Below are 241 nucleotides of genomic sequence, written 5' to 3'. Positions count from 1 at the left end.
ATCCGCGTGCGCCGCTGGGTGAGCTTCCACGGCATCAGCCTCAACGTGGAGCCGGACCTGTCGCATTTCAGCGGCATCGTCCCCTGCGGGATCTCCGGCCACGGCGTCACCAGCCTCGTCGATCTCGGCCATCTCGTCACGCTGCCGGAGGTCGACATGGCGCTGCGCGCGACCTTCGAGGCCATCTTCGGCGAGACGGTGCTGGTCGAGGATCGCGCCGCAGGCCCGGGTCGCCCAGGGG

General features: G+C 70.1%; 1 pseudogene. It reads left to right on the top strand.

From position 1 onward, the window contains the following. Window positions 1-241: pseudogene (locus CVH10_RS23840) on the top strand (lipoate-protein ligase B); the annotation flags it as partial.

It is taken from the genome of Halomonas sp. ND22Bw, from assembly GCF_003011945.1.
GTDB lineage: Bacteria > Pseudomonadota > Gammaproteobacteria > Pseudomonadales > Halomonadaceae > Halomonas > Halomonas halophila.
This window is presented reverse-complemented; position numbering and strand designations above follow the sequence as displayed.